The sequence below is a fragment of the Spongiactinospora sp. 9N601 genome, assembly GCF_044326295.1.
GTDB classification, from domain to species: domain Bacteria; phylum Actinomycetota; class Actinomycetes; order Streptosporangiales; family Streptosporangiaceae; genus Spongiactinospora; species Spongiactinospora gelatinilytica.
In genome coordinates, this window is the sequence record NZ_JBIRBB010000016.1 from 17019 (window position 1) to 36385 (window position 19367).

General features: G+C 70.1%; 20 protein-coding genes and 1 pseudogene. 5 read left to right on the forward strand and 16 right to left on the reverse strand.

Going from position 1 to position 19367, the window contains the following annotated elements; all coding sequences use genetic code 11:
* Positions 1–68: 68 nt before the first annotated feature.
* The 5 genes from ACH34R_RS32500 to ACH34R_RS32520 all read right to left on the reverse strand — a co-directional run bounded on the left by ACH34R_RS32500 (position 69) and on the right by ACH34R_RS32520 (position 5369).
* Positions 69–1094 carry a C-terminal binding protein gene (locus tag ACH34R_RS32500; protein ID WP_397565386.1) on the reverse strand — a complete coding sequence of 342 codons (1026 nt, stop codon included), beginning with the start codon at positions 1092–1094 and terminating at the stop codon, positions 69–71.
* On the reverse strand, positions 1081–2862 hold the full coding sequence (locus tag ACH34R_RS32505) for an IlvD/Edd family dehydratase (RefSeq protein ID WP_397565387.1): 1782 nt from the start codon (positions 2860–2862) through the stop codon (positions 1081–1083). The genes ACH34R_RS32500 and ACH34R_RS32505 overlap by 14 nt, the downstream gene beginning before the upstream one ends.
* On the reverse strand, positions 2863–4740 hold the full coding sequence (locus tag ACH34R_RS32510) for a glycoside hydrolase family 15 protein (RefSeq protein WP_397565388.1): 1878 nt from the start codon (positions 4738–4740) through the stop codon (positions 2863–2865).
* A gap of 34 nt (positions 4741–4774) precedes the next feature.
* Positions 4775–4966, reverse strand: a complete 192-nt coding sequence (locus ACH34R_RS32515; protein ID WP_397565389.1) for a hypothetical protein — start codon at positions 4964–4966, stop codon at positions 4775–4777.
* 82 nt (positions 4967–5048) lie between these two features.
* Positions 5049–5369 carry a dienelactone hydrolase family protein gene (locus tag ACH34R_RS32520; RefSeq protein WP_397565546.1) on the reverse strand — a complete coding sequence of 107 codons (321 nt, stop codon included), beginning with the start codon at positions 5367–5369 and terminating at the stop codon, positions 5049–5051.
* A 356-nt stretch (positions 5370–5725) separates the two neighbouring features.
* On the opposite strand from ACH34R_RS32520, the gene ACH34R_RS32525 reads away from it, so the two are divergent.
* A complete protein-coding gene (locus ACH34R_RS32525; RefSeq protein ID WP_397565390.1) occupies positions 5726–6163 on the forward strand; it encodes a GNAT family N-acetyltransferase in 438 nt (145 codons plus the stop codon).
* Between the two features lie 13 nt (positions 6164–6176).
* Here the strand turns inward: ACH34R_RS32525 and ACH34R_RS32530 are convergent, their stop codons facing one another.
* The 3 genes from ACH34R_RS32530 to ACH34R_RS32540 are packed head-to-tail and all read right to left on the reverse strand — an operon-like array spanning position 6177 to position 7623.
* On the reverse strand, positions 6177–6548 hold the full coding sequence (locus ACH34R_RS32530; RefSeq protein WP_397565391.1) for a hypothetical protein: 372 nt from the start codon (positions 6546–6548) through the stop codon (positions 6177–6179).
* Entirely contained in the window at positions 6542–6988 is a 447-nt protein-coding gene (locus ACH34R_RS32535; RefSeq protein ID WP_397565392.1) for an acyl-CoA thioesterase, read from the reverse strand. Before ACH34R_RS32535 ends, ACH34R_RS32530 begins: the two co-directional genes overlap by 7 nt.
* A 2-nt stretch (positions 6989–6990) precedes the next feature.
* Positions 6991–7623 carry a TetR/AcrR family transcriptional regulator gene (locus ACH34R_RS32540; RefSeq protein ID WP_397565393.1) on the reverse strand — a complete coding sequence of 211 codons (633 nt, stop codon included), beginning with the start codon at positions 7621–7623 and terminating at the stop codon, positions 6991–6993.
* Between the two features lie 160 nt (positions 7624–7783).
* Between ACH34R_RS32540 and sigJ the strand changes: the two genes are divergently transcribed.
* Entirely contained in the window at positions 7784–8779 is a 996-nt protein-coding gene (gene sigJ / locus ACH34R_RS32545) for an RNA polymerase sigma factor SigJ (protein WP_397565394.1), read from the forward strand.
* Positions 8780–8833: 54 nt separating this feature from the next.
* Here the strand turns inward: sigJ and ACH34R_RS32550 are convergent, their stop codons facing one another.
* Entirely contained in the window at positions 8834–9307 is a 474-nt protein-coding gene (locus tag ACH34R_RS32550) for a carboxymuconolactone decarboxylase family protein (RefSeq protein ID WP_397565395.1), read from the reverse strand.
* Between the two features lie 966 nt (positions 9308–10273).
* Here ACH34R_RS32550 and ACH34R_RS32555 point away from each other — a divergent pair.
* The gene (locus tag ACH34R_RS32555; protein WP_397565396.1) at positions 10274–10747 is read left to right on the forward strand and encodes an NUDIX domain-containing protein; all 474 of its coding nucleotides are present in this window, start codon (positions 10274–10276) and stop codon (positions 10745–10747) included.
* A gap of 130 nt (positions 10748–10877) precedes the next feature.
* Here ACH34R_RS32555 and ACH34R_RS32560 read toward each other — a convergent pair.
* The 6 genes and pseudogenes from ACH34R_RS32560 to ACH34R_RS32585 all read right to left on the reverse strand — a co-directional run.
* A pseudogene (locus tag ACH34R_RS32560) lies at positions 10878–11067 on the reverse strand (transposase); the annotation flags it as partial.
* A gap of 154 nt (positions 11068–11221) precedes the next feature.
* Positions 11222–11761 carry a hypothetical protein gene (locus tag ACH34R_RS32565; protein ID WP_397565397.1) on the reverse strand — a complete coding sequence of 180 codons (540 nt, stop codon included), beginning with the start codon at positions 11759–11761 and terminating at the stop codon, positions 11222–11224.
* A gap of 980 nt (positions 11762–12741) precedes the next feature.
* The gene (locus ACH34R_RS32570) at positions 12742–12903 is read right to left on the reverse strand and encodes a hypothetical protein (protein WP_397565398.1); all 162 of its coding nucleotides are present in this window, start codon (positions 12901–12903) and stop codon (positions 12742–12744) included.
* A gap of 212 nt (positions 12904–13115) precedes the next feature.
* On the reverse strand, positions 13116–13688 hold the full coding sequence (locus ACH34R_RS32575) for a hypothetical protein (RefSeq protein ID WP_397565399.1): 573 nt from the start codon (positions 13686–13688) through the stop codon (positions 13116–13118).
* A 28-nt stretch (positions 13689–13716) separates the two neighbouring features.
* Complete coding sequence (locus ACH34R_RS32580; protein ID WP_397565400.1) at positions 13717–14610, reverse strand: FAD binding domain-containing protein; 894 nt, start codon at positions 14608–14610, stop codon at positions 13717–13719.
* Positions 14607–17120: a molybdopterin-dependent oxidoreductase gene (locus ACH34R_RS32585; RefSeq protein ID WP_397565401.1), complete on the reverse strand. Its 2514-nt coding sequence runs from the start codon at positions 17118–17120 to the stop codon at positions 14607–14609. Before ACH34R_RS32585 ends, ACH34R_RS32580 begins: the two co-directional genes overlap by 4 nt.
* A gap of 88 nt (positions 17121–17208) precedes the next feature.
* Here ACH34R_RS32585 and ACH34R_RS32590 point away from each other — a divergent pair, with 88 nt between their 5' ends.
* Both ACH34R_RS32590 and glnII read left to right on the forward strand, forming a co-directional pair.
* Positions 17209–17787 carry a TetR/AcrR family transcriptional regulator gene (locus ACH34R_RS32590; protein WP_397565402.1) on the forward strand — a complete coding sequence of 193 codons (579 nt, stop codon included), beginning with the start codon at positions 17209–17211 and terminating at the stop codon, positions 17785–17787.
* Positions 17788–17909: 122 nt separating this feature from the next.
* Positions 17910–18923 (forward strand): glutamine synthetase, encoded by a 1014-nt coding sequence (gene glnII, locus ACH34R_RS32595; protein WP_397565403.1) that lies wholly within the window; start codon positions 17910–17912, stop codon positions 18921–18923.
* A gap of 13 nt (positions 18924–18936) precedes the next feature.
* On the opposite strand, the gene ACH34R_RS32600 is transcribed toward glnII, so the two are convergent.
* Positions 18937–19197 (reverse strand): hypothetical protein, encoded by a 261-nt coding sequence (locus ACH34R_RS32600; protein WP_397565404.1) that lies wholly within the window; start codon positions 19195–19197, stop codon positions 18937–18939.
* Positions 19198–19367: the final 170 nt, after the last annotated feature.

Below are 19367 nucleotides of genomic sequence, written 5' to 3' on the forward strand. Positions count from 1 at the left end.
TAGAGCCCGATATTTCGCGAATTATCGACTTTTCTCGATGGCCGGTTTTCTTTGGAAATGCCACCCGCTCAGCGGCGGGAACCGGCCCTCAGGTCGTTGACCGGGAATCGCGCCGGCCGCCCGGTCAGCACCCGCACGGCCTCTTCGGCGGCGATCCGGCGCACCGCCGCGATGGCCTCCTCGGAGTAGTAGGCGGCGTGCGGGGTGACGATCACGTTGGGCAGCTTGAGGAGCGGATTGCGCGGACGCCAGTCGCGCTGTTTGGCGGGTTCCTCCTCCAGGTCGTCCAGCGCCGCGCCCGCGATCCACCCCTCGGTGAGCGCCTGGTGGATCGCCGCGTCGTCCACGATGGGCCCGCGGGCGGTGTTGATGAGGACGGCGGCCGGCTTCATCGCGCGCAGCGTCGTACGGTCGAAGGTGTGGTGCGTCTCCGGCGTGAGCGGCGACTGCACCACCAGATAGTCGGCGCCCCGCACCAACTCGTCGAAGGACACCGGCCGCGCGTGGCCCGCGCGGATCTCGGAGTCGCCGACGTACGGGTCGTGCGCCCAGACCTCCACGCCGAACGCCCTCGCGCGGTCGGCGATGAGCCGCGCGATCGAGCCGAAGGACAGCAGCCCGAACACCTGTCCCCGCAGCCGCCGGATCGGCCGTCCGGTCTTCCAGTGCCATTCGCCCTGCCGGGTGGCCCGGTCGTACGCGCAGATCTTGCGGGCGGCGGCGAGCCAGAGCGCGATCGCGTGATCGGCGACCTCTTCGGCGCACCAGTCGTTCGGCGCGTTGGTGACCTGGATACCGCGCCGGGTCGCGGCGGCGACATCCACGATGTCCACGCCCGTGCCGTAGCGGGCGATCACCCGGCACCGGGTGAACGCCTCGATCGCGCGGCTGCCGACCCGCACGTACTGGGTCAGGACGCCGTCCGCGTCACGGCCCTTCTCGATCACCTCGTCCTCGCTTTTGCACTGTGCGGCGACCAGCTCGAATCCGGCGCCCTCGATGATCGCGCGTTCGATGTCCACATCGCCGAAGTCGAAGTCGGCGATCAGGATCGTGCCGCCACAGCCGGTGCGAGCGGGGTCAGTGCGAGTCACGGGGAATCCCCTTGGTGTGCGCGAGGTCCTGATATGCGAGGGCGAGCCGCAGGCAGCCGCCGGCGTCCAGTTGCCCGACCGTGGCACGGTAGATCTCCTGCCACGGAGTCTGGTTCTCGAACGCCGGCGGGGTGTACCGGGCCCACCGCGACGCGATCTCCTCATCCGACAACAGGACATCGACGCGGGCGCGGTCCAGGTCGATCCGGATCAGGTCACCGGTGCGCAGGATGGCGAGGTTGCCGCCGGCCGCCGCCTCGGGGCTGGCGTTGAGGATGGACGGCGCGTCCGAGGTGCCGCTCTGCCGGCCGTCGCCCAGCGTGGGCAGCGCGGTGATGCCGCACCGGGCCAGCGCGGTGGGAAGCTCCATGTTCACAACTTCGGCCGATCCCGGATAACCGATCGGCCCGGTGTAGCGGATGACGAGAATGCAGTTCTCGTCTATGCCCAGCGCGGGATCTTCGATGCGGGCGTGATAGTCCTCGGGCCCGTCGAAGACGATGGCGCGCAGGTCGAACACCTGCGCGGCGCCCTGGTAGGGCAGGTAGCGGGCCCAGCAGTCGTCGGTGATGACCGACGTCTTCATGATCGCGGAGTCGAACAGGTTCCCGGACATGACCATCAGGCCGCCCCGCGCGGCGACCGGGTCGTGGTAGGAGCGGATGACCAACGGATCGGCGGGCGGGACATCGCGCAGCCCCTCGGCCACGGTACGACCGGTGACCGTCATGGCGTCGCCGTGCAGCCGCCCCGCCGCCAGTAGCGCCCGCATGACGGCGGGCACGCCGCCCGCGCGGTAGAAGTCCTCGCCCAGGTACTCCCCCGCCGGGGCGAGGTTCACCAGCACCGGAACATCGGACCCGGCCCGCTGCCAGTCCTGGTTGGTCAGTGCCACTCCGGCGTGCCGCGCGATGGCGTTGAGGTGGATGGGCGCGTTGGTCGAGGCGGCGATGGCCGACGCCACGACGATCGCGTTCTCGAAGGCCCGCATGGTCATGATCTTGCGTGGGGTGAGATCCTCGCGTACCAGGTCCACCACCTGGCGGCCCGTCTCGTAGGCCATCTGCGCGCGTTCGCGGTAGGGGGCCGGGATCGCCGCGCACCCGGGCAGGGACATCCCCAGCGCCTCGGCCAGGCTGTTCATCGACAGCGCGGTGCCCATCGTGTTGCAGTGGCCGATGCTCGGCGCGGAGGCGGCCACCCGCGCCTTGTACTCGGCGTAGTCGATCTCGCCGCTGGCCAGCAGCCGCTTGGACTGCCAGATCACCAGTCCGGAGCCGGTCCGCATGCCGCCGTGGTACCCGTTGATCATGGGCCCGCCGGACAGCACGATCGCCGGGATGTTGACCGTCGCCGCCGCGGTCAGGCACGCGGGCGTGGTCTTGTCGCACCCCGTCGTGAGGACCACGCCGTCGAGCGGATATCCGTACAGCACCTCGACCAGGCCGAGGTAGGCGAGGTTACGGTCCAGCGCCGCGGTGGGGCGCTTGCCGGTCTCCTGGAGCGGGTGGACGGGGAACTCGAACGGGATGCCGCCGCCGTCCCGGATCCCGGCCCGCACCCGGTCGGCGAGCGCGAGATGGTGCCGGTTGCAGGGAACGAGGTCGTTACCCGTCTGGGCGATGCCGATGATCGGGCGGCCGGACTGGAGTTCCGCCGAGCTGAGGCCATAGTTGAGGAAGCGCTCCAGGTACAGCTCGGTCATCTCCGGGTTGCCCGGGTTGTCCCACCATGCCTGGCTGCGCAAACCCTCCGTGGCGCGCTTCATTTACGCCCCCCAAGGTAGATGCCCTGTGGATGAGCCCTGTAGACGTGCCCTGGCGCGGGCCAGGTTGACGCCGCTGGCGATGATCCCGATGTGGCTGAACGCCTGCGGGAAGTTGCCCATGAACGTGCCCGTGGACGGGTCGATCTGCTCGGGCAGCAGCCCGACCGGGTTGGCGCGGGCGCACAGTGACGCGTACAGGTCCTCGGCGCGGTCCAGGTGGCCCTGCAAGGTCAGGTTGTCGGCCAGCCAGAAGCTGCACAGCAGGAACGCGCCCTCGTCGCCGGGCAGGCCGTCGGGCGACCGCTCGTGCAGATAGCGGTAGAGCAGGCCGTCGCCGGCGGACAGGCGTTCGGCGATGGCCGCGCTGGTGGCCACCATGCGCGGGTGGCCGGCCGGCACGACCTTGCGCAACGGCAGCGCGAGCAGGCTGGCGTCCAGGCCGCCGCCGCCGTCGAGGTGTTCGCTCAGGCACTGCGCCTCCTCACTCCAGGACCGCTCCAGGATGAGGTCGCGGAGCCGGTCCGCGGTGGCCCGCCAGGCGGCGATCGGGCCGGCCAGGCCCAGCCGCTCGCCGATGGCCGCGGCCCGGTCGAGCGCCACCTGGCACATCCCCGCGGAGTAGGTGAAGACCCGGCCCTCGCTGCGGACCTCCCAGATGCCCTGGTCGGGGTGCCGCCATGCGCGCGCGGCGTTCTCGGCCAGCTCCGACAGGCCCGACCACAGCGCGGGCTGAAGTTCGCGGCCGGGGAGCAGCCACTGGTCGGCGCAGTCCAGCACCTCGCCGTACACGTCGTGCTGGCGCTGGTCGGCGGCGCCGTTGCCCCACCGCACCGGCGCGGACCGCCGGTAACCCGCGAGGTCGGCGTCGTGGACCTCCTCGGGTACGGGGTCGCCGCGGACGGTGTACATGATCCGCGGATGGCCGGTCTGCTCGAAGGCGTCCAGGACCCAGCCGAGGAACGCGTCGGCCTCCTCCTCGAATCCGACGCGGCGCAGCGCGAAGACGCCGTAGGCGGCGTCGCGGATCCAGGTGTAGCGGTAGTCCCAGTTGCGCACGCCCCCGATGGGCGCGGGCAGCGAGGACGTGGGCGCCGCGACCAGGGAGCCGTTGACCCAGTCGTCGCACAGCTTCAGCGTGATCACCGAACGGCGGACCAGCGCTTCCTGCGGGCCGTCGTAGCCGCACTTGCCCATCCAGCGCCGCCACGCCTCGCCGGTGTGCCGCAGTATCGCCTCCGGGTCGAAACGGTGGTGGCGGTGGATGCGCCCCCAGGACAGCACCAGGTCCAGGCGGTCCCCCTCCTGGAGGTCGTGCACGGTACGCAGTGCGGTCAGCGGACGGCTGGAACGCAGATGCAGCCGGAGGTCGGGCCTTCTGGAGGCGCGTACCTCCAGGCCGCTGCCGAGCAGCCGGGCCTGCCCGCCGCCGCGCGGCTCCAGTTCCACCCGCAGGCGCACGGTCCCCGCCTGGACGACCGCGGACCGGACCAGCTCACTGCGGTCCGCGCCCGCGTCGTCGCTGAGGTCGGCGCCGGCGCGCAGGGCCAGCGCGTCGGTGATCCGTACCACGCCGGTCGGGCCGCGTAGTTCGGTCACCAGTACCGCGGTGTCCGGTTCGTAGAACTGCCTGGCCTCCCGCAGGTCGTCCAGGGTCATGGTGAAGTGACCGCCGTGGGCGTGATCCAGCAGGCCGCACAGCACCGGATCGCTGTCGAAGCGGGGCAGGCACAGCCACGGGATGCAGCCGTCGGCGCCGACCAGCGCCGCCGTGGCGCCGTCGCCGATCAGGCCCAGGTCCTCCAGGGCCGGATAGTCCTCCCGGCGGCGTACCGGGCGGAAGGGCGGATCGAGGTCGAGCATGCCAGGCGTCCTCAGCATCACGGAAGACTCACGCGGAGACTCAAACGGAAACTCACACAGGGGCTCGCAGGAAGACGATCATCACTTTCACCACGTCGTCGAGCGCGTTCCATGCGCGGCCGGCCGACCGGGCACAGGCCGGTCCGGTGGTGGTCCGTACGGCGGCGTCGCGCGGACCGGGCGGCGGGACGGGTTCGTCCATGAAGCCGACCCGTCCGATCTCCTTGATCACGAACGCCTGCATGGTGCCCCCGGTTGTTCCCCCGTGTCCGGCGCATGCCCAGCCCTACCCTGTCGATCGGGGCGAATAACCTCGGCCCGAGCTGTCAAGCCTCCTCTGACGTGGGACGATACGACTCGATGAAAGCCGTCACCCGCGCCCAGGCGTCCGCGCACGCGTCGGCGCGACCCACCACCTTGCGGTCGAAGAAGGCGTGCGGGGACGCGCCGCCGAAGGCCGCCACCACGGCGGGCGGGATGCTCTCGTCGCCGCCGCCCCACAGCGCGAGCACCGGGGCGGCCAGTTCACCGGCCATCTGGGTGGGCCCGGGAGCGCCGTTGAGCACGTCGGGATAGCCGTAGAAGCCGATCACACCCTCCAGCCCGAACCCCGGCAGCGCCGTGGTGAACGCGAACCTGCCCCCCAGACAGAAACCCCAGGGACACCACCGCCCGGCACCCGGCCGCGCGCAGCGCCCCGGGAGCGGTAGTCGGCGCCGGCCGTGCGGGTGAAATGGTCGATGGCCACGGCGGGGTGCCCGAGCCCGGTGAGCCGTTCGGCCAGCTTTTCATAAAAGCCGGACGATCCCCGATTGTCCGGCAGCACCAGCACGCCGACTTCAGATGATTCCCGGGGCAGGGCGGCGAACGCGGCGGGACGGAGTAACTTAAGCCATACTTGCCGGTCAAGACGACATATCAATTACCCTTGCACACTGACCACCACCACCGCCCGCTCCGGCCGGTCGCCGAGCGTTCCGGTACGGCTGGCAGACTGCCGGGCATGGCTGTCAGCATCAGATCGGCCCGAGCCGATGACGCGCCGCGGGTCGCGGTACTGCTCGACCGGCTCGGCTACCCGGCGGACGCGGCCGAGGTCACGGCCCGCCTGAAGGACTGGCTGGACGATCGGCACAGCAGGCTGCTGGTCACCGAGATAGCGGGCCTGGTCGCCGGATTCGCCGCCCTGCACGCCTTCCCGCTGATCGAGCACTCGGCCCGGCGGGCTCGCCTGGTGGCGTTGGTGGTGGACGACGCTTTTCATGGCAAAGGGGTCGGGCGGACCCTGGTCGAGGCCGCCGAGGAGCAGGCCCGCGCCTGGGGATGCCGGGACCTGGAGATCACCAGTTCGCGGCACCGGACCGGGGCGCACGCCTTCTACGCACGGCTCGGCTACACCGACACCTGCGAGCAGGCGGCGCGTTTCCTGAAACCGCTGTAGCGCGCACCCCGCGTCAGGCAGGGCTGAGGACCCGCCACAGTGCGGCGCGGTCCAGCTCGTCGATCTTCCAGGTGCGGGACCGGAGCGTGCCCCGGTGCCGGTATTTCCGCATGATCTGCACATGGTCGGGTACCCGGACGAACCCACGTAGATCATCCTCTCCCTGCCATACCGACAGCGAACCGACCCTGCGGGTGAGCGGGTCCACCCACAGCCACATGCCCACCGCGCCGGACAGCTCCGGCCACAGGCGGCCCAGTGACCTGGCACTTTTGACGATGCCGGGGAAATCCCGGTAGCTGTTCATCCGGTAGTCGGTCAGTGAGGCCACCAGCGGCCCCGGCCGAGCGTCCGCCGGTCCGGCGATCCAGCGGGTCCTCAGCATGCCGCCGCCTCCGCGGTGAACAGGGGCTCGGCGGCGGCGCGCAGTTCGGTGCTGAACGGCTCGGGCCGCAGCGTGGCCGGGTCCAGGTTGACGTTGACCCGGTAGCCGTCGGCGTGCACCACCGTCCGGTCGGCCGACAGCACACGGAAGCCGTACACCGCGCTGGTACGGCCCATGCGGTCGATCCAGAAGTGGACCACCACCTCGCCCGCCCCGCTGACGGGCGCGTGGTAGGTCATCTTGACCTCCCGCACGGCCAGGAACACGTCTTTGAACGCCGATCTGGCCCGGTCGGGGGCCCAGCCATGGCGCACCCAGTATGCGATGATCGCCCGCTCGACGAGCAGGGGGTATCGGGAGTTGTGCAGCAGGCCCATGGCGTCGAGCTCGTCATAGTGCACCTGGACCGGCTCGTGTACGCCGGCCTCGATGGTGGTCATGGTCAGTCCTCCGGGAGAAGCGTCGGATCGGGGCACAGCGCGCGCAGGCGCTGGAGTACGGCTCGGCGGGCGTGGACGAGGACGACCGGCCCGTCGTACAGGCGGATGTGGCTGATGACCCGCTCCCCGAGCGCGTCCACCTCGTACGCGAGCTGGGCGTCGTCCACGCTGTCCAGAAGCTCGCCCCGTGCCTTGGCCTCGGCCACCAGACGCCGGATGAACGTCTGCCAGTCGCCCATGGCCTGCGCGACCCGGTCGCGCACCGGCCCGGGACGGTCGTCGAACTCCGTCTGCACGGTGAAGAAGAAGCACCTGCCGGGCAGTACGCCCTCGCGGTAGAACCGCAGCCGCGACTCGTGCAGCGCGAACAGCCGCCGCACGCCCGCCGGGGCTCGCAGGGCGGGGGTCACCACCTGCTCGGTCCACTGGCGGACGGCCCATTCGATGGCGTCGAGCTGGAGTTGCTCCTTGTCCCGCCAGTGGGCGAAGAACCCGGACTTGCTCGTGCCGGTGGCGGTCGCCAGCTTGCCGAGGGACAGCCCTTCCAGCCCTTCGACGGATGCCAGGCCCACCGCCTGCGCCAGGATCGCCTCCCGGCTGCGCATGCCGCGCAACCGCCGGCCGTCTTGCGTCATATGCGGCAATTTACATTAACGACCGGTCGTTTGTATATATGGCGGTACCGTGACATGAGACACCGACCGACCTGACAATCAGGGTCGCTACCTCGTCAATGTGGTGAAAGCAGGTGACCGCAGCCGCCGCCACACAGCACAGGGAGCCCGGGAAACCCTCATGACAACGCCGACCCCACCGACACCGCCGTCCGAACCGGCCGTGCCGTCCGAACCGTCCATGCCCTCCGAGCCGCCGTCGCCCGACCCCGCGCTGAGCGCCATCATGAGCGAGCGGCGTCAACTGACCAACCTCGCCTACCGGCTGCTCGGCACGCTGACCGATGCCGAGGACGTCGTCCAGGAGACCTACGCCCGCTGGTACGCCATGTCCCGGCCCCAGCAGGAGGCCATCGAGAACCCGGCCGCCTGGCTGACCAGGGTCGCCGGCCGCATCTGCCTGGACGTGCTCGGCTCGGCGCGCGCCCGCCGGGAACGCTACGTGGGCGAGTGGATCCCCGAGCCGGTGCCCGACAGCACCGAGTGGATCACCGGACGGCCCGGCGGCACCGCGTCGCCCGGGCCCGCCGACCCGGCCGACCAGATCACGCTCGACGAGTCGATCAGCATGGCGTTCCTCATCGTGCTCGAATCCATGACCCCGGCCGAGCGCGTCGCCTTCGTCCTGCACGACGTCTTCCGCTACCCCTTCGCCGAGGTCGCCGAGATCGTCGGCCGTACCCCGGCGGCCTGCCGCCAGCTCGCCTCCTCCGCCCGCCGCCGCATCCGCGCGGCCCGGCCCGCCGAGCCGACGCCGGCCAGGCAGGCCGACCTCGTCAGGGAGTTCAAGCGCGCCTGGCAGGCCCAGGACATCAACGCCCTGATCGGCCTCCTCGACCCCGACGCCACGGCGATCGCCGACGGCGGCGGCGTGGTCAGCGCCCTGGCCCGCCCGATCGTGGGCGGCGAGCGCATCGCCCGCCGCATGATCGACATCACCGGCCTGGTGGCGGACGTGACCTTCCTGGAGCGCACGGTCAACGGCAGGCCCGGCCTGGTGGCCCAGCGGGACGGCGTCACCGTGGTGGTCGTGGCGTTCGGCATCACCGATGACCGGATCAGCGACATCTGGGCGGTACTGAACCCCGGCAAGCTCCAGCCCTGGATCACGGGCTGACCTACAGACGGGGGACCGGACTCCATGAGCCCGGTCCCCCGTCGTTCTTTGCGCCTATCCGAACTGCCCGGGCTGGTAGTCGCCTGCGGGCTGCTGGGTGATGACGTTCATGCGGTTGAAGCTGTTCACGATCCCGATGAGCGACACCAGCGCCACGAGCTGGTCCTCGTCATAGTGCTTGGCGGCGTTCCCCCACACCTCGTCAGAGACGCCCCCGGCGGCGTCCGCGAGCCGCGTCCCCTCCTCGGCCAGCTCCAGCGCGGCCCGCTCGGCCTCGCTGAACACCTTCGCCTCCCGCCACGCCGCGACGAGATTGAGCCGCAGCTGGTCCTCCCCCGCGTGGAGGGCGTCCTTGGTGTGCATGTCGATGCAGACGGCACACCCATTGATCTGACTGACGCGAAGCGCCACCAACTCCCCGGTGGCGGCGGGAAACGACGTGTCCTTGAGCACCTTGACCGCTGAAATGAGGTGCTTCGCGGCCTTCATGGCTACCGCATTGTCCAGGTAGTTGAGTCGAGCTTGCACATCCATCTCCTTGCCTGTCCGCTGTTACCCCTCTCGACGAGACGGCCCCGCGAATTGTGAGCCCTACCGAATGTGACCTGCGTCTCCACGAGCGGGAGATCACCAATGTCGGATGGCTCACCTTGTGCCCCGTATTGATCTGTGTCGCGTACTCAGATCAGGCTGCGCCCATCCGGGCCAGGATGCCGAGCTGTACCGTCAACGCGGCCACCAGCTCATACGGCCCCGGCCGGGCGAACTCGGGCAACACCCCCGCCGCCTTCTGCTCTCTGACACCCCTACTCGGCGACCGGAATCCATTGGCGTTACGCGACCGTGTGCGGGAATACTGCCTTGGCAGTACAAGGATGTGGCAGATCCCGAGCGGCTGAAGGGACGACCTAATGGTGCGCGCGCTCGATGACTCGGGACAGATGCGGGACCACTGGTGGTGGAGGCCGGGATGGCGAGACGGGCGGCGGATGTACGCCTGGCACGCCACGTTCGGCGACCAGATCGAGCTGCATGCCCTCACTGAGCGGTACCAGGAAGCGTTCGGCTCTGGGGTTGACGTGATCCCGCCGCCCTGATTGCACCTTACGATGCAGGGTGTCGCATTCACCGACGAGGTGAGCACACGAGACCTGGCGGAGATCGTGACGCGAGCACAGAAACGTCTACGCTCCGCTGCGTCCGTCACCCTTCGAGAAATCCAGCTTATCCGTCTCGGCAGAGACACCCGGCTGTACACATGGGAAACAGCGGCATCGGTGCCCCTCGATGCCTAAGTGTCTCTTGGCCTAGGTGCTTCTTTGGCCGCTTTGCGTGGAACCTGAGCGAGGGTCAGGATAGCGCTGGGCATGGCGGCGATGAGCATATGCGGTGCCTCACTGCACACAGTATCCTCGCTCGATACACCGATCTATCGAAGACACTTGGCAGGCCACTCGACCGCTTGCGTTCGGGGCTGAGGGGTAATGGAACCTCATGGCACGGATCGACTACTACGACGACCCGAACGCGCCCGAGCCCAATTCAGTGGTGCCGGGCGGCTCGGCGGTAGCGGTTGACGATCATGGTCGGGTACTGCTTCATCGCCGCCGCGACAGCGGTCTTTGGGCATTACCCGGTGGAGTGATGGACCTTGGCGAGTCGATCAGCGACGCGGTGATCCGGGAGGTGGCCGAGGAGACCGGCGTCATCGTGGAGGTCACCGGGCTGGTCGGAATCTACAGCGACCCCCGGCACGTGATCGCGTACAGCGACGGCGAGGTGCGCCAGCAGTTCAACGTATGCCTACGTGCCCGGCCTGTCGGAGGAACCCCCCGTGTCACCGACGAGGCGCGCGAAGTGCGCTGGGTGAGCACCTCCGATATCGACACACTGGAAATGCATCCGACGCAGCGCCTGCGAATCCGCCACGCCCTGGATTCGACCCGCAGCAGCCCATATCTGGGCTGACTCCGAAAGCGCTCGGTTACGTACAAGCAGTATGGCCGGTCACCCGCGGATAGGCCGGTACCCCAGGGCCAGCGCTGATCGCCGACTGTGCCGAGGTACGCCGGACCTTGCTCACTAAGACGACGTCGCATTTGGCTATTTGGCGGTAGCAGATGAGGGCTGCGGCCAAGGCGACGAAGGCGGCGAAGTGGTCGGCTCTGCGTTCACAGCGGCGGCGTAGGCGGCGGCAGCCGGCCGGCCGGCCAGGAGACCGTACGTTCGACGACCCATCGGTGGCGTCCCAGGCGCCGGCTGGACTCGATCCCGCGGCCGGCGAAGCGCAGGAATCGTGTGAGCATGGCTGGAGCCTGTGGCCTTCGCGAAAGCCTTCTCACCGCCAAGGTGCGCCAGCCCGTTAGAAGTTGCGTGGAATCAACCGGTTGATCATTGTTCCCCGGTGTCCGCGAACCGAGGAATGGCATGGGATGACCACCGTCAGTCCACCCCCGCGTAGAGCCACTGGAAGGTGGAGTGACAGGGCAAGGAGTCGGTGCGCCGCGCGGTGAGCCGGATGAACTGGGCCTCGCGCGGCAGCGTGCCGGTGACCTCTTGGTCTCCGCCCGCTGTGATCGTCCCCTGCGCGACGGGTTTGCCGTCCGCCAGCAACGACCAGTCCACCAGGGCCGGGCAGTCCTGAACCTCTTGCTGTTCCTCGATGAACACCACTGCCTCCAGACGGAACGAGCCTTTCAATTCCGTTCGGTCGTGGATTTCTTCCCGCTTGAACCGCGTCTGGATGGCGCCTGACGCGGGCATTCTCCATTCGAAGCCGGTCGGTGGGCAGGGACCGGAGTCGGAGAAGCAGACCGACTTCATCATTTCCACAGGCGTATCGCCGGATGCGTAATCCAACCCGTCAGTCGGGTCCGATGTGACCATGAAGTAGGAGAAGACGGCGCATATCGCTATGACAAAGATCCCCCATCCGATCCCGGACGACTCGCTGTAGTGGTATGGATCGCTATACTCGGACACGTGCCCTCCCTCGGTCGTGCTGCCCTTTCAACCTGGGTACTCCGCTGACGGCAAACAGAGTCAGAGTTGGTGTCCGTGAATGCCCTCTTAAGCCTGGGGGGTGCCCGCGGGTGCCCGACGTAGGGCGGCGCGACCGCCATGGATCATGGACCTCTGCACGCTTCAAGACCCCAAAGGGTGCCGTGGAGGTCACAAAACACTGTACCTGACGTCACATCAGCCCAGTGCATTCATGAACCTGCCTCTAACCAGCAGGAATAGCAAACTGCAACTGGAGTACTACATGCCCCCCGGCGCTGCGGCGGCCTCTCGGGCCCGCCAATGACACCGATACGATCACCGCGACGGGGAGCGCAAAACGAATGCCCAAAAGGCGAACGTGAAAGGCTTTTCCATCGTCACCCCCTTGTCTACTACCTCATACTCTATGCGCGCATCGCCTGATGCTACAGCCCCAATTCGCGCGGTCACTGCCTACCGCGCCCTCTTGAGCCGAAGAGCCGGGATCAGGGCTTTGCCGTTCTCGCGATCGGCGCGGAGTGATCACCTGGCTCTCAGGGCGGCCGGTGGCCGGGTCATCGCGGTCCGCAGGCCATGGTAAGCGGTGAGTAGGGCCCAGACCTCGCTACGCCGACCGCTCATTATGTGGCAGGCGGCACAGAATGAGCATCAGCGTCGGGCGGAGCCTAACAGGGAAATAAGGCTGAGCGAAGCGAAGGCGATTGGGTGCACGGGAGCGCGAACCCGCCGAAAGCGGGGTTTCTGAGTATGGCAGACAAAGCGCTGGAGCCGGTGTGGCAGTGGTGAACAAGGACACACGCCTCCGAACCCCTTCGCCAGAGCGAAAGGAGACAACAACAGGTGGCACGTATGGGTGCCGTTCACTAATCGAGACCGGGACATATGGCACGCGACGAGCCGGACGTCGGGCGAAGCCCGACACAGGAAAAGCGTCCGAGCGACAGCGAGGGCCGAGCACTTCAGGCGCGCGGCAGCGCGCATCCGCTGAGGGCGGGGGTGAGGTAGCCGGTGCTGGAACGGCGGGCGAGGACACACGCCTGCGGAAGCCGGGCACCAGAGCGCAGGGCATGACCATGGGCGGCGGGCAGGGGGCTGCCGTACATCTGGCGAAACCGGGGCATGCGGCACATGAGGAGCGCCGGCGTCGGGCGGAGCCCGACAGGGAAACAGGGCTGAGCGAAGCGAAGGCGATTGGGTGCGCGGCAGCGCGCCATCGGGCGAAGCCCGGCACAAGAAAGGCGTCCGAGCGGCAGCGAGGGCCGAAGCACTTCAGGTGCGCGGCAGCGCGAGGGCCGATGGATTTGGGTCTGCGGGATGGTAGCCGGGCAGTGGCTCAGCCGAGGCGGGCGGCGCGGGCCTTTGGGGACGGGGTGAGGGCGGCGACCAGGCGGTAGAGGCCGCGGACCGGTGGGGGTTCGCGGCGCATGCGGGTGAGGGCCGCGTCCAGGGTGGCCCGGCCGCAGACCTCGGCCACCCGGCGGTCCGTCGCGAACGTCTGCTTGCGGATGCTCGCCGTCAGCAGCGCCCCGAAGGCCGTCACCCCCACCAGCGGATAGGACGCCAGCAGCGACACCTCGAAGAAGCGTTCCGCCAGCCCCACCACGAGGCCGAGCGGGATGACCGCCGCCAGCGCGGTCAGTGTCTCGCGGACGCCGAGGCGGCTGCGGACCTTGGCCGGATCGGCCTGCGCCAGTACCCACGCGAGCGCCGCGTCCCGCTCAAGTTCCGGCAGGTCGGCGTAGCCGGGGCCGATCACCAGGCACAGTTCGCCGTCCCGGCGCACCAGCAGGACGTGTGCGCCGGGGAACGTCTCCCCCTCCTCCACCGGAGGCGTGGCCACGCCGAATCGCCGCGAGAGGTCCTCCGCCCGCGACCGCGCCTCGTCCAGGGCCTCGTTCAGGTCCACACGTTCATCATTCCAAGCCGGGCGCGGCTCAATCGGCGATCGCCTTCGTGAGCACGTGCTCGACCGTTCCGGTAAGCAACGCGACCTTGTACCGCGTCTCCGGCAGCGGCGCGCACCGGGTCGCGGCGCGGGCGGCGGCCTCGGCGATCGGTACCCCGGCGAGCAGGGCGGTCTCGACCTCGGGGAGCCGTACCGGGGTACGGGCCACACCGCCGGCCGCGACGGCGGCCAGCACGACGGACCCGCCCGCGACGACCAGCCGGGCGACCGCCTCGGCCAGCGGCCATTCGGCCTGCACCCGGCCGGTGGCCCGCACGTAGGCGGCGCGCTCCCCCGCCACCGGCGGCGGGAGTTCGGCGCCGAGCAGCAGTTCGCCGGGGGCGAGCAGGTGGTCCCGGGTGGGGTCCTCGCCGTACAGGGACGCGACCGGCAGGTGCCCGCGCCCTTCGACCTCGACCGTGGCGTCGTACGCGAGCAGCGCCATGGCCAGCGACGACGGGTGCGGGGCCACGCACGGGCCGCTGCCGACCACGGTGCCGTACCTGGCGATGCCCGCCCTGGCCGGGCAGCACGCCCCGCCGTTCTGGTGGCAGGCGAACCCGGCGCGGAAGTAGGCGCAGCGGTTGCGCTGGAGCAGGTTGCCGCCGAGCGTGGCCACCGCGCGGATCTGCGGGGTGGCCAGTTCGGCCGCGGTGGCGGCGAGGGCGGGGTAGCCGGCGCGCAGCCGCTGGTCACGGGCCAGTTCGGCGATGGTGGTGAGCGCGCCGATCCGCGCGGAGCCGTCGGGCTGCCAGGTGATCCCGGCGAGTTCGGTACGGTCGCGCAGGTCGATCCACTCCCCCGCGGCCCGGGCGATCAGGTCCGTGCCCCCGGCGAGGAAGGGCAGGACCGCAGAAAGAGCCCCGCGTGTCGGTTCGGTCATCGGGAGAGTCCCTCCAGGAGGCGGTCCGGGCGGATCGGCAGGTCGCGGGGACGCCAGCCGGTGGCGTTGTGGACGGCGTTGCCGACCGAGGCCGCCACCCCCACCGTGGAGACCTCGCCGAGCCCCACGCCGCCGCCGTTGACGTGGTCCCAGCCCTCCTGCTCGAAGTGGATCTCGATCTCCGGGCAGTCGCCGATACCCGGAATGCGATAGTCCTCAAGGTTCGTGGTGATGACCGCTCCGCTGACCGGATCGACCAGCCGTTCCTCGTGCAACGCGTACCCGATCCCCTGCACGATCCCGCCCTCGCACTGGCTGCGGGCCAGCCGTTCGGAGTAGATCCGCCCCGCCGCGATGCCGCCCCACACCCGCAGCGGCCTGATCTGGCCGAGCAGCGTGTCCACCTCGACCTCGGTGACGTGGACCGCCCCGGCGAGCCCGCGCCCGATCGCGTTCCCGTGGACGGGGAACGGGGTCAGGTACCCGAGCCGGTCCATCCGCCGCCGCCCGACGACCCGGCGGCCGTCGGCGGGGCCGCCCGCCTCGCGCAGCCGCCGGGCCGCGTCCCTGGTGGCGGGGCCGACGGAGGCGGTGGCGCGGCTGCCGGTGGACATCGGGCCGTGCCTGGCGTCGCTCATCCCGATCTCGACGCGGACCCGCTCGGCGGGCAGGTCCAGTTCCTCGCGCAGGATCGCCGTCATGACGCTGCGGGTGCCGGTGCCGATGTCCTGGGTCGCGGTGCGGGCGACCACGACGTCTCCCTCGACGGTCAGCTCGACCTCGGTCGCCGGGTCCACCATGTACTGCCACGCGCCGGCCGCGACCCCGACGCCCCGGCGGTATCTGCCGGTCTGCGAACCGGTGGCGGGGCGGCCGGTCCAGGCGGGGAGGCGTTCGGCCCAGCCGTACAGGGCCTGGCGTTTGCGGTTGCCGTCCCAGCGGCGGCGCAGCGCGATCGGGTCCTCGCCGCGGCGGTGCGCCACGTCGTCCACGGTCTGTTCCAGCGCCCACAGCAGCGGCGGCGCGAACGGCCCGCGGAACGGCCCGCCGGGCGGCGTGTTGGTGAGTACGTCGAAGTCGCGCAACCGGCGCGGGGCCCTGCCGTACACCATCCTGGCCAGCGACGCGACCATCGAGGAGACGGCCAGGCCGCCGCGGCCGTAGGCGTCCACGCCGAGCGCGGCGAGCCGCCCGTCGTCGTCGGTGAGCATGGAGATCTCCACGCGGGCCCCGGGGCGGTTGCCGCCGCAGGCGAGTTCTTCGGCGCGGCTGAGCACCACCCGGACCGGCGCCTTCCGGGCCTTGGCCAGCTCGGCCGCGGCCACCGCCTCGCCGGTGAGCCCCATTTTGGCCCCGAACCCGCCGCCGACGTGCTCGGCGGCGACGTGGACCCGGTCGCGGGGGAGGTTCCAGCGTTCGGCGGCGTGTTCGGCGGCCATCGCGACCGTCTGGGTGGACATCTGCAGGTGCAGGTCGCCGCGCTCGTCCCACCTCGCCACGCAGGCGTGCGGCTCCATCGCGGTGTGGGACTGCGCGGCGGCGGTGAAGATGCCGCCGGTCAGGCGCGGGTCGCCGCTCTCCCGGGCGGCGGCGAGGCGGCGTTCGGCGGTACGGCCGCGCCTGCTCAAGAACGTGAACGGCCCGCGCAGGTTGGCGTCGGACCAGCGGCCGGGAAAGCACAGGCTCTCTGAGGTGCTGGGGGCGTTCGCGCGCTCGTCCGGCCCCCAGACCGGCGGGCCGCCGGGCGTGCCGTCGAGGGCGTGCGGCAGCGGGGCGTACCGGACCTCGACCGCCCTGGCCAGCGCCAGCGCCTCGCGCCGGGTCGGGGCGGCGACCGCGGCGATCGGCTGGCCCACGTAGCGGACGGTCCGGTCCTCGCCGAGCAGGTCCGCCTGGTGGCCGCTGATCGACACGACGCGGGCGTGCGGCAGGGAGGATCGCACGATGACGCCTTCGAGCTGGCCCTCGTGCCGGATGTCGGTGGAGTAACGGGCCCGGCCGGTGATCTTCGCCATGGCCTCGACACGGGCGGGCTCGGGCGGGCCACCCCCGTCGAAGTCCCCGGCGCAGGCGGCGGCGACCGCCGCGTACACGCCCTCGTAGGCCCCGCACCGGCACAGGTGCCCGGCCAGCGCGGCGGCGATCTCCGCGCGCGGCGGCGCGACGTCGCCATGCTCGGCCCGCCACCTGTCGGCGAAGGCCGCGGCCTCCATCACGAATCCGGGGGTGCAGTAGCCGCACTGGAGGCCGTCGTGCGCGGCGAAGGCGCGCTGCACGGGGTGTTCCAGCCCCTCCGGTGTGATGACCTCGCGTCCCTCGACCGCGGTCGCGGGCAGCAGGCAGCCCGCGTTCGGCGTGCCGTCCACCAGTACCGTGCACGCCCCGCAGGCCCCGGTACGGCAGGCCGCCTTGGCCCCGGTCAGGCCGAGGCCGTCGCGCAGCACGTCCACGGCCGTATCGGCCCGGTCGCACTCCACTTCTAAGGGAATGCCGTTCACCGTGATCTTCATCCGCCCGCCCTTCGTTGACGACGTCAACATCGCGTTGACATCGTCAACCAGGTACGTTGACGATGTCAACCGGGAAGGGATCGGAAAAGTGCCCGACGACACGAGGAGCCGTCTGCTCGCCAGCGCGCTCACTCTGCTGCGCAGCGAAGGTCTGGAGGCCGTGACGCTGCGCGCCGTCGGGGACCTCACCGGCCTGTCCCGAACTGCTCCTTACCGCCATTTCGCCGACAAAAACGCTTTGCTGGCAGCGCTGGCCGCGCTGATCATCTCCGACCTGACGGCGCACGTCTCGGCGGCGGTCCTGCGCGAGCACGGCTCCGAGGCCCGGCTGCACGCCTTCTACACCAGCTACGTGGAGTACGCGGTGACGCACAAGGAGGAATACCGCCTGGTCTTCGCGCCGGAGTTCCTGGCCGGGACCCACGCCGAGCTGGAGGACGCGATCGACGCGGTGATGACGACGTTCGGCGTGCAGCCGCCCGCGGCGGACCGCTCGGGGTCAATGGCCGCGCTGCTGGCCCTGCTCTGCACCGCGCACGGCCTGGCCGAACTGGCCACAACCGGCCACCTGACCCACCGGGGCGTGCCCACCACCGCCGTCATCGACACCCTGGTGACCGGTTACCCGCTGTCGCAGAACAACATCAGCGACCCGGCGGTCCCCTGACCGCTCGCCGTACTCAAGCCAGAAACTTCACATGGCGGTTACATACGGGCAACAGCCGGGAAATCGCCCGTTGCGACTGTTGTGCCTGGCGAACAGGACCCACGACCGAAACGGACCACAGCGTGAGCTACAAGGCTGAGTACATCTGGATCGACGGCACGGAGCCCACTGCCAGGCTGCGCTCCAAGACCAAGGTGCTACCGACCGGCGCCGAGCCGCCGCAGTGGGGATTCGACGGTTCGAGCACCAACCAGGCCACCGGGCGCACCTCCGACTGTGTGCTGCGGCCGGTGTTCACCTGTCCCGACCCGATCAGGGGCGGCGATGACGTCCTGGTGCTGTGCGAGGTGCTGTACCCCGACCAGACCGCGCACTCCTCCAACACCCGCGCCGCCCTGACCGTACTCGCCGACCGCTACGCGGACCAGGCCCCGATCTTCGGGATCGAGCAGGAGTACACGTTCTTCAAGGACGGCAGGCCGCTCGGGTTCCCCTCCGGGGGCTTCCCCGCGCCGCAGGGCTTCTACTACTGCGGCGTCGGCGCCGACGAGGTCTTCGGGCGCGAGGTCGTGGAGAAGCACCTGGACGCGTGCCTGGCCGCCGGGCTCGCCATCTCCGGGATCAACGCCGAGGTCATGCCGGGCCAGTGGGAGTTCCAGGTCGGGCCGGTGGGCCCGCTTGAGGCGGCCGACCAGCTCTGGGTCGCCAGGTGGCTGCTGTACCGGGTCGCCGAGGACTTCGGGATCTCCGCCACCCTCGACCCCAAGCCGGTCAAGGGCGACTGGAACGGCGCCGGCGCGCACACCAACTTCTCCACCAAGGCCATGCGCGAGGGCTACGACGCGATCATCGCGGCCTGCGACGCGCTCGGCGAGCGGGCCGAGGAGCACATCAAGGGCTACGGCGCGGAGATCGAGCACCGCCTCACCGGCATGCACGAGACCGCGCCGTGGAGCGAGTACAGCTACGGTGTGTCCGACCGCGGCGCCTCGGTGCGCATCCCGTGGCAGGTCGAGGTGGACAAGAAGGGCTACATCGAGGACCGCCGCCCGAACGCCAACTGCGACCCGTACGTGGTCACCGGCCTCATGGTCGAGACCTGCTGCGCCGCCCTGGAGAAGGCCGGCCTGGTCTGATCCGCCCGCCGGATCACCACGCCTCCAGCGGGAGTTCGTGCGAGGCGGCCAGGTCGAAGAGCACCCCGCCGTCGCTGAGCCGGACCACCTGGACGTGCTGGGCCCAGCCCAGCTCCCGGTGGCGGCGGGCCGCCTCGTAGGCGAACTCGGCGTAGTGGTACCGGTCCGAGACCGTGGAGTCGGGCGGCGGGAAGGCGCAGCGAACCTCGAAGCGGTCGGGCGGCCAGACGGTGATCGTGGGCCCGGTACTCCTCCATCGCGAAGACCTTGTCATGTGCGCCTCTCCTGTCACTCGGGCAACACCCGGGGGACAACTATGACGGGTCGGCGCGGGTCACAGGAGGTATGGGCGAGGTCGATGGGCGATCGTAACCGGGACTTCATGTTTCTGCTTGAACAGTGATCATTCCTCGTTCCCCGCGTCACATTCACGCGGCGGTCTCC

Coding starts and splice junctions, on each gene's coding strand:
- ACH34R_RS32535 (WP_397565392.1), bottom strand. CDS start 6,988: ATGACCACCATCGAGGCCGGCGTACACGAGCCGGTCCAGGTGCACTAT.
- ACH34R_RS32510 (WP_397565388.1), bottom strand. CDS start 4,740: ATGCTGAGGACGCCTGGCATGCTCGACCTCGATCCGCCCTTCCGCCCG.
- ACH34R_RS32530 (WP_397565391.1), bottom strand. CDS start 6,548: ATGCTGAGGACCCGCTGGATCGCCGGACCGGCGGACGCTCGGCCGGGG.
- ACH34R_RS32570 (WP_397565398.1), bottom strand. CDS start 12,903: ATGCCCCGGTTTCGCCAGATGTACGGCAGCCCCCTGCCCGCCGCCCAT.
- ACH34R_RS32525 (WP_397565390.1), top strand. CDS start 5,726: ATGGCTGTCAGCATCAGATCGGCCCGAGCCGATGACGCGCCGCGGGTC.
- ACH34R_RS32540 (WP_397565393.1), bottom strand. CDS start 7,623: ATGACGCAAGACGGCCGGCGGTTGCGCGGCATGCGCAGCCGGGAGGCG.
- sigJ (WP_397565394.1), top strand. CDS start 7,784: ATGACAACGCCGACCCCACCGACACCGCCGTCCGAACCGGCCGTGCCG.
- ACH34R_RS32600 (WP_397565404.1), bottom strand. CDS start 19,197: ATGACAAGGTCTTCGCGATGGAGGAGTACCGGGCCCACGATCACCGTC.
- ACH34R_RS32515 (WP_397565389.1), bottom strand. CDS start 4,966: ATGCAGGCGTTCGTGATCAAGGAGATCGGACGGGTCGGCTTCATGGAC.
- ACH34R_RS32585 (WP_397565401.1), bottom strand. CDS start 17,120: ATGAAGATCACGGTGAACGGCATTCCCTTAGAAGTGGAGTGCGACCGG.
- ACH34R_RS32580 (WP_397565400.1), bottom strand. CDS start 14,610: ATGACCGAACCGACACGCGGGGCTCTTTCTGCGGTCCTGCCCTTCCTC.
- ACH34R_RS32555 (WP_397565396.1), top strand. CDS start 10,274: ATGGCACGGATCGACTACTACGACGACCCGAACGCGCCCGAGCCCAAT.
- ACH34R_RS32505 (WP_397565387.1), bottom strand. CDS start 2,862: ATGAAGCGCGCCACGGAGGGTTTGCGCAGCCAGGCATGGTGGGACAAC.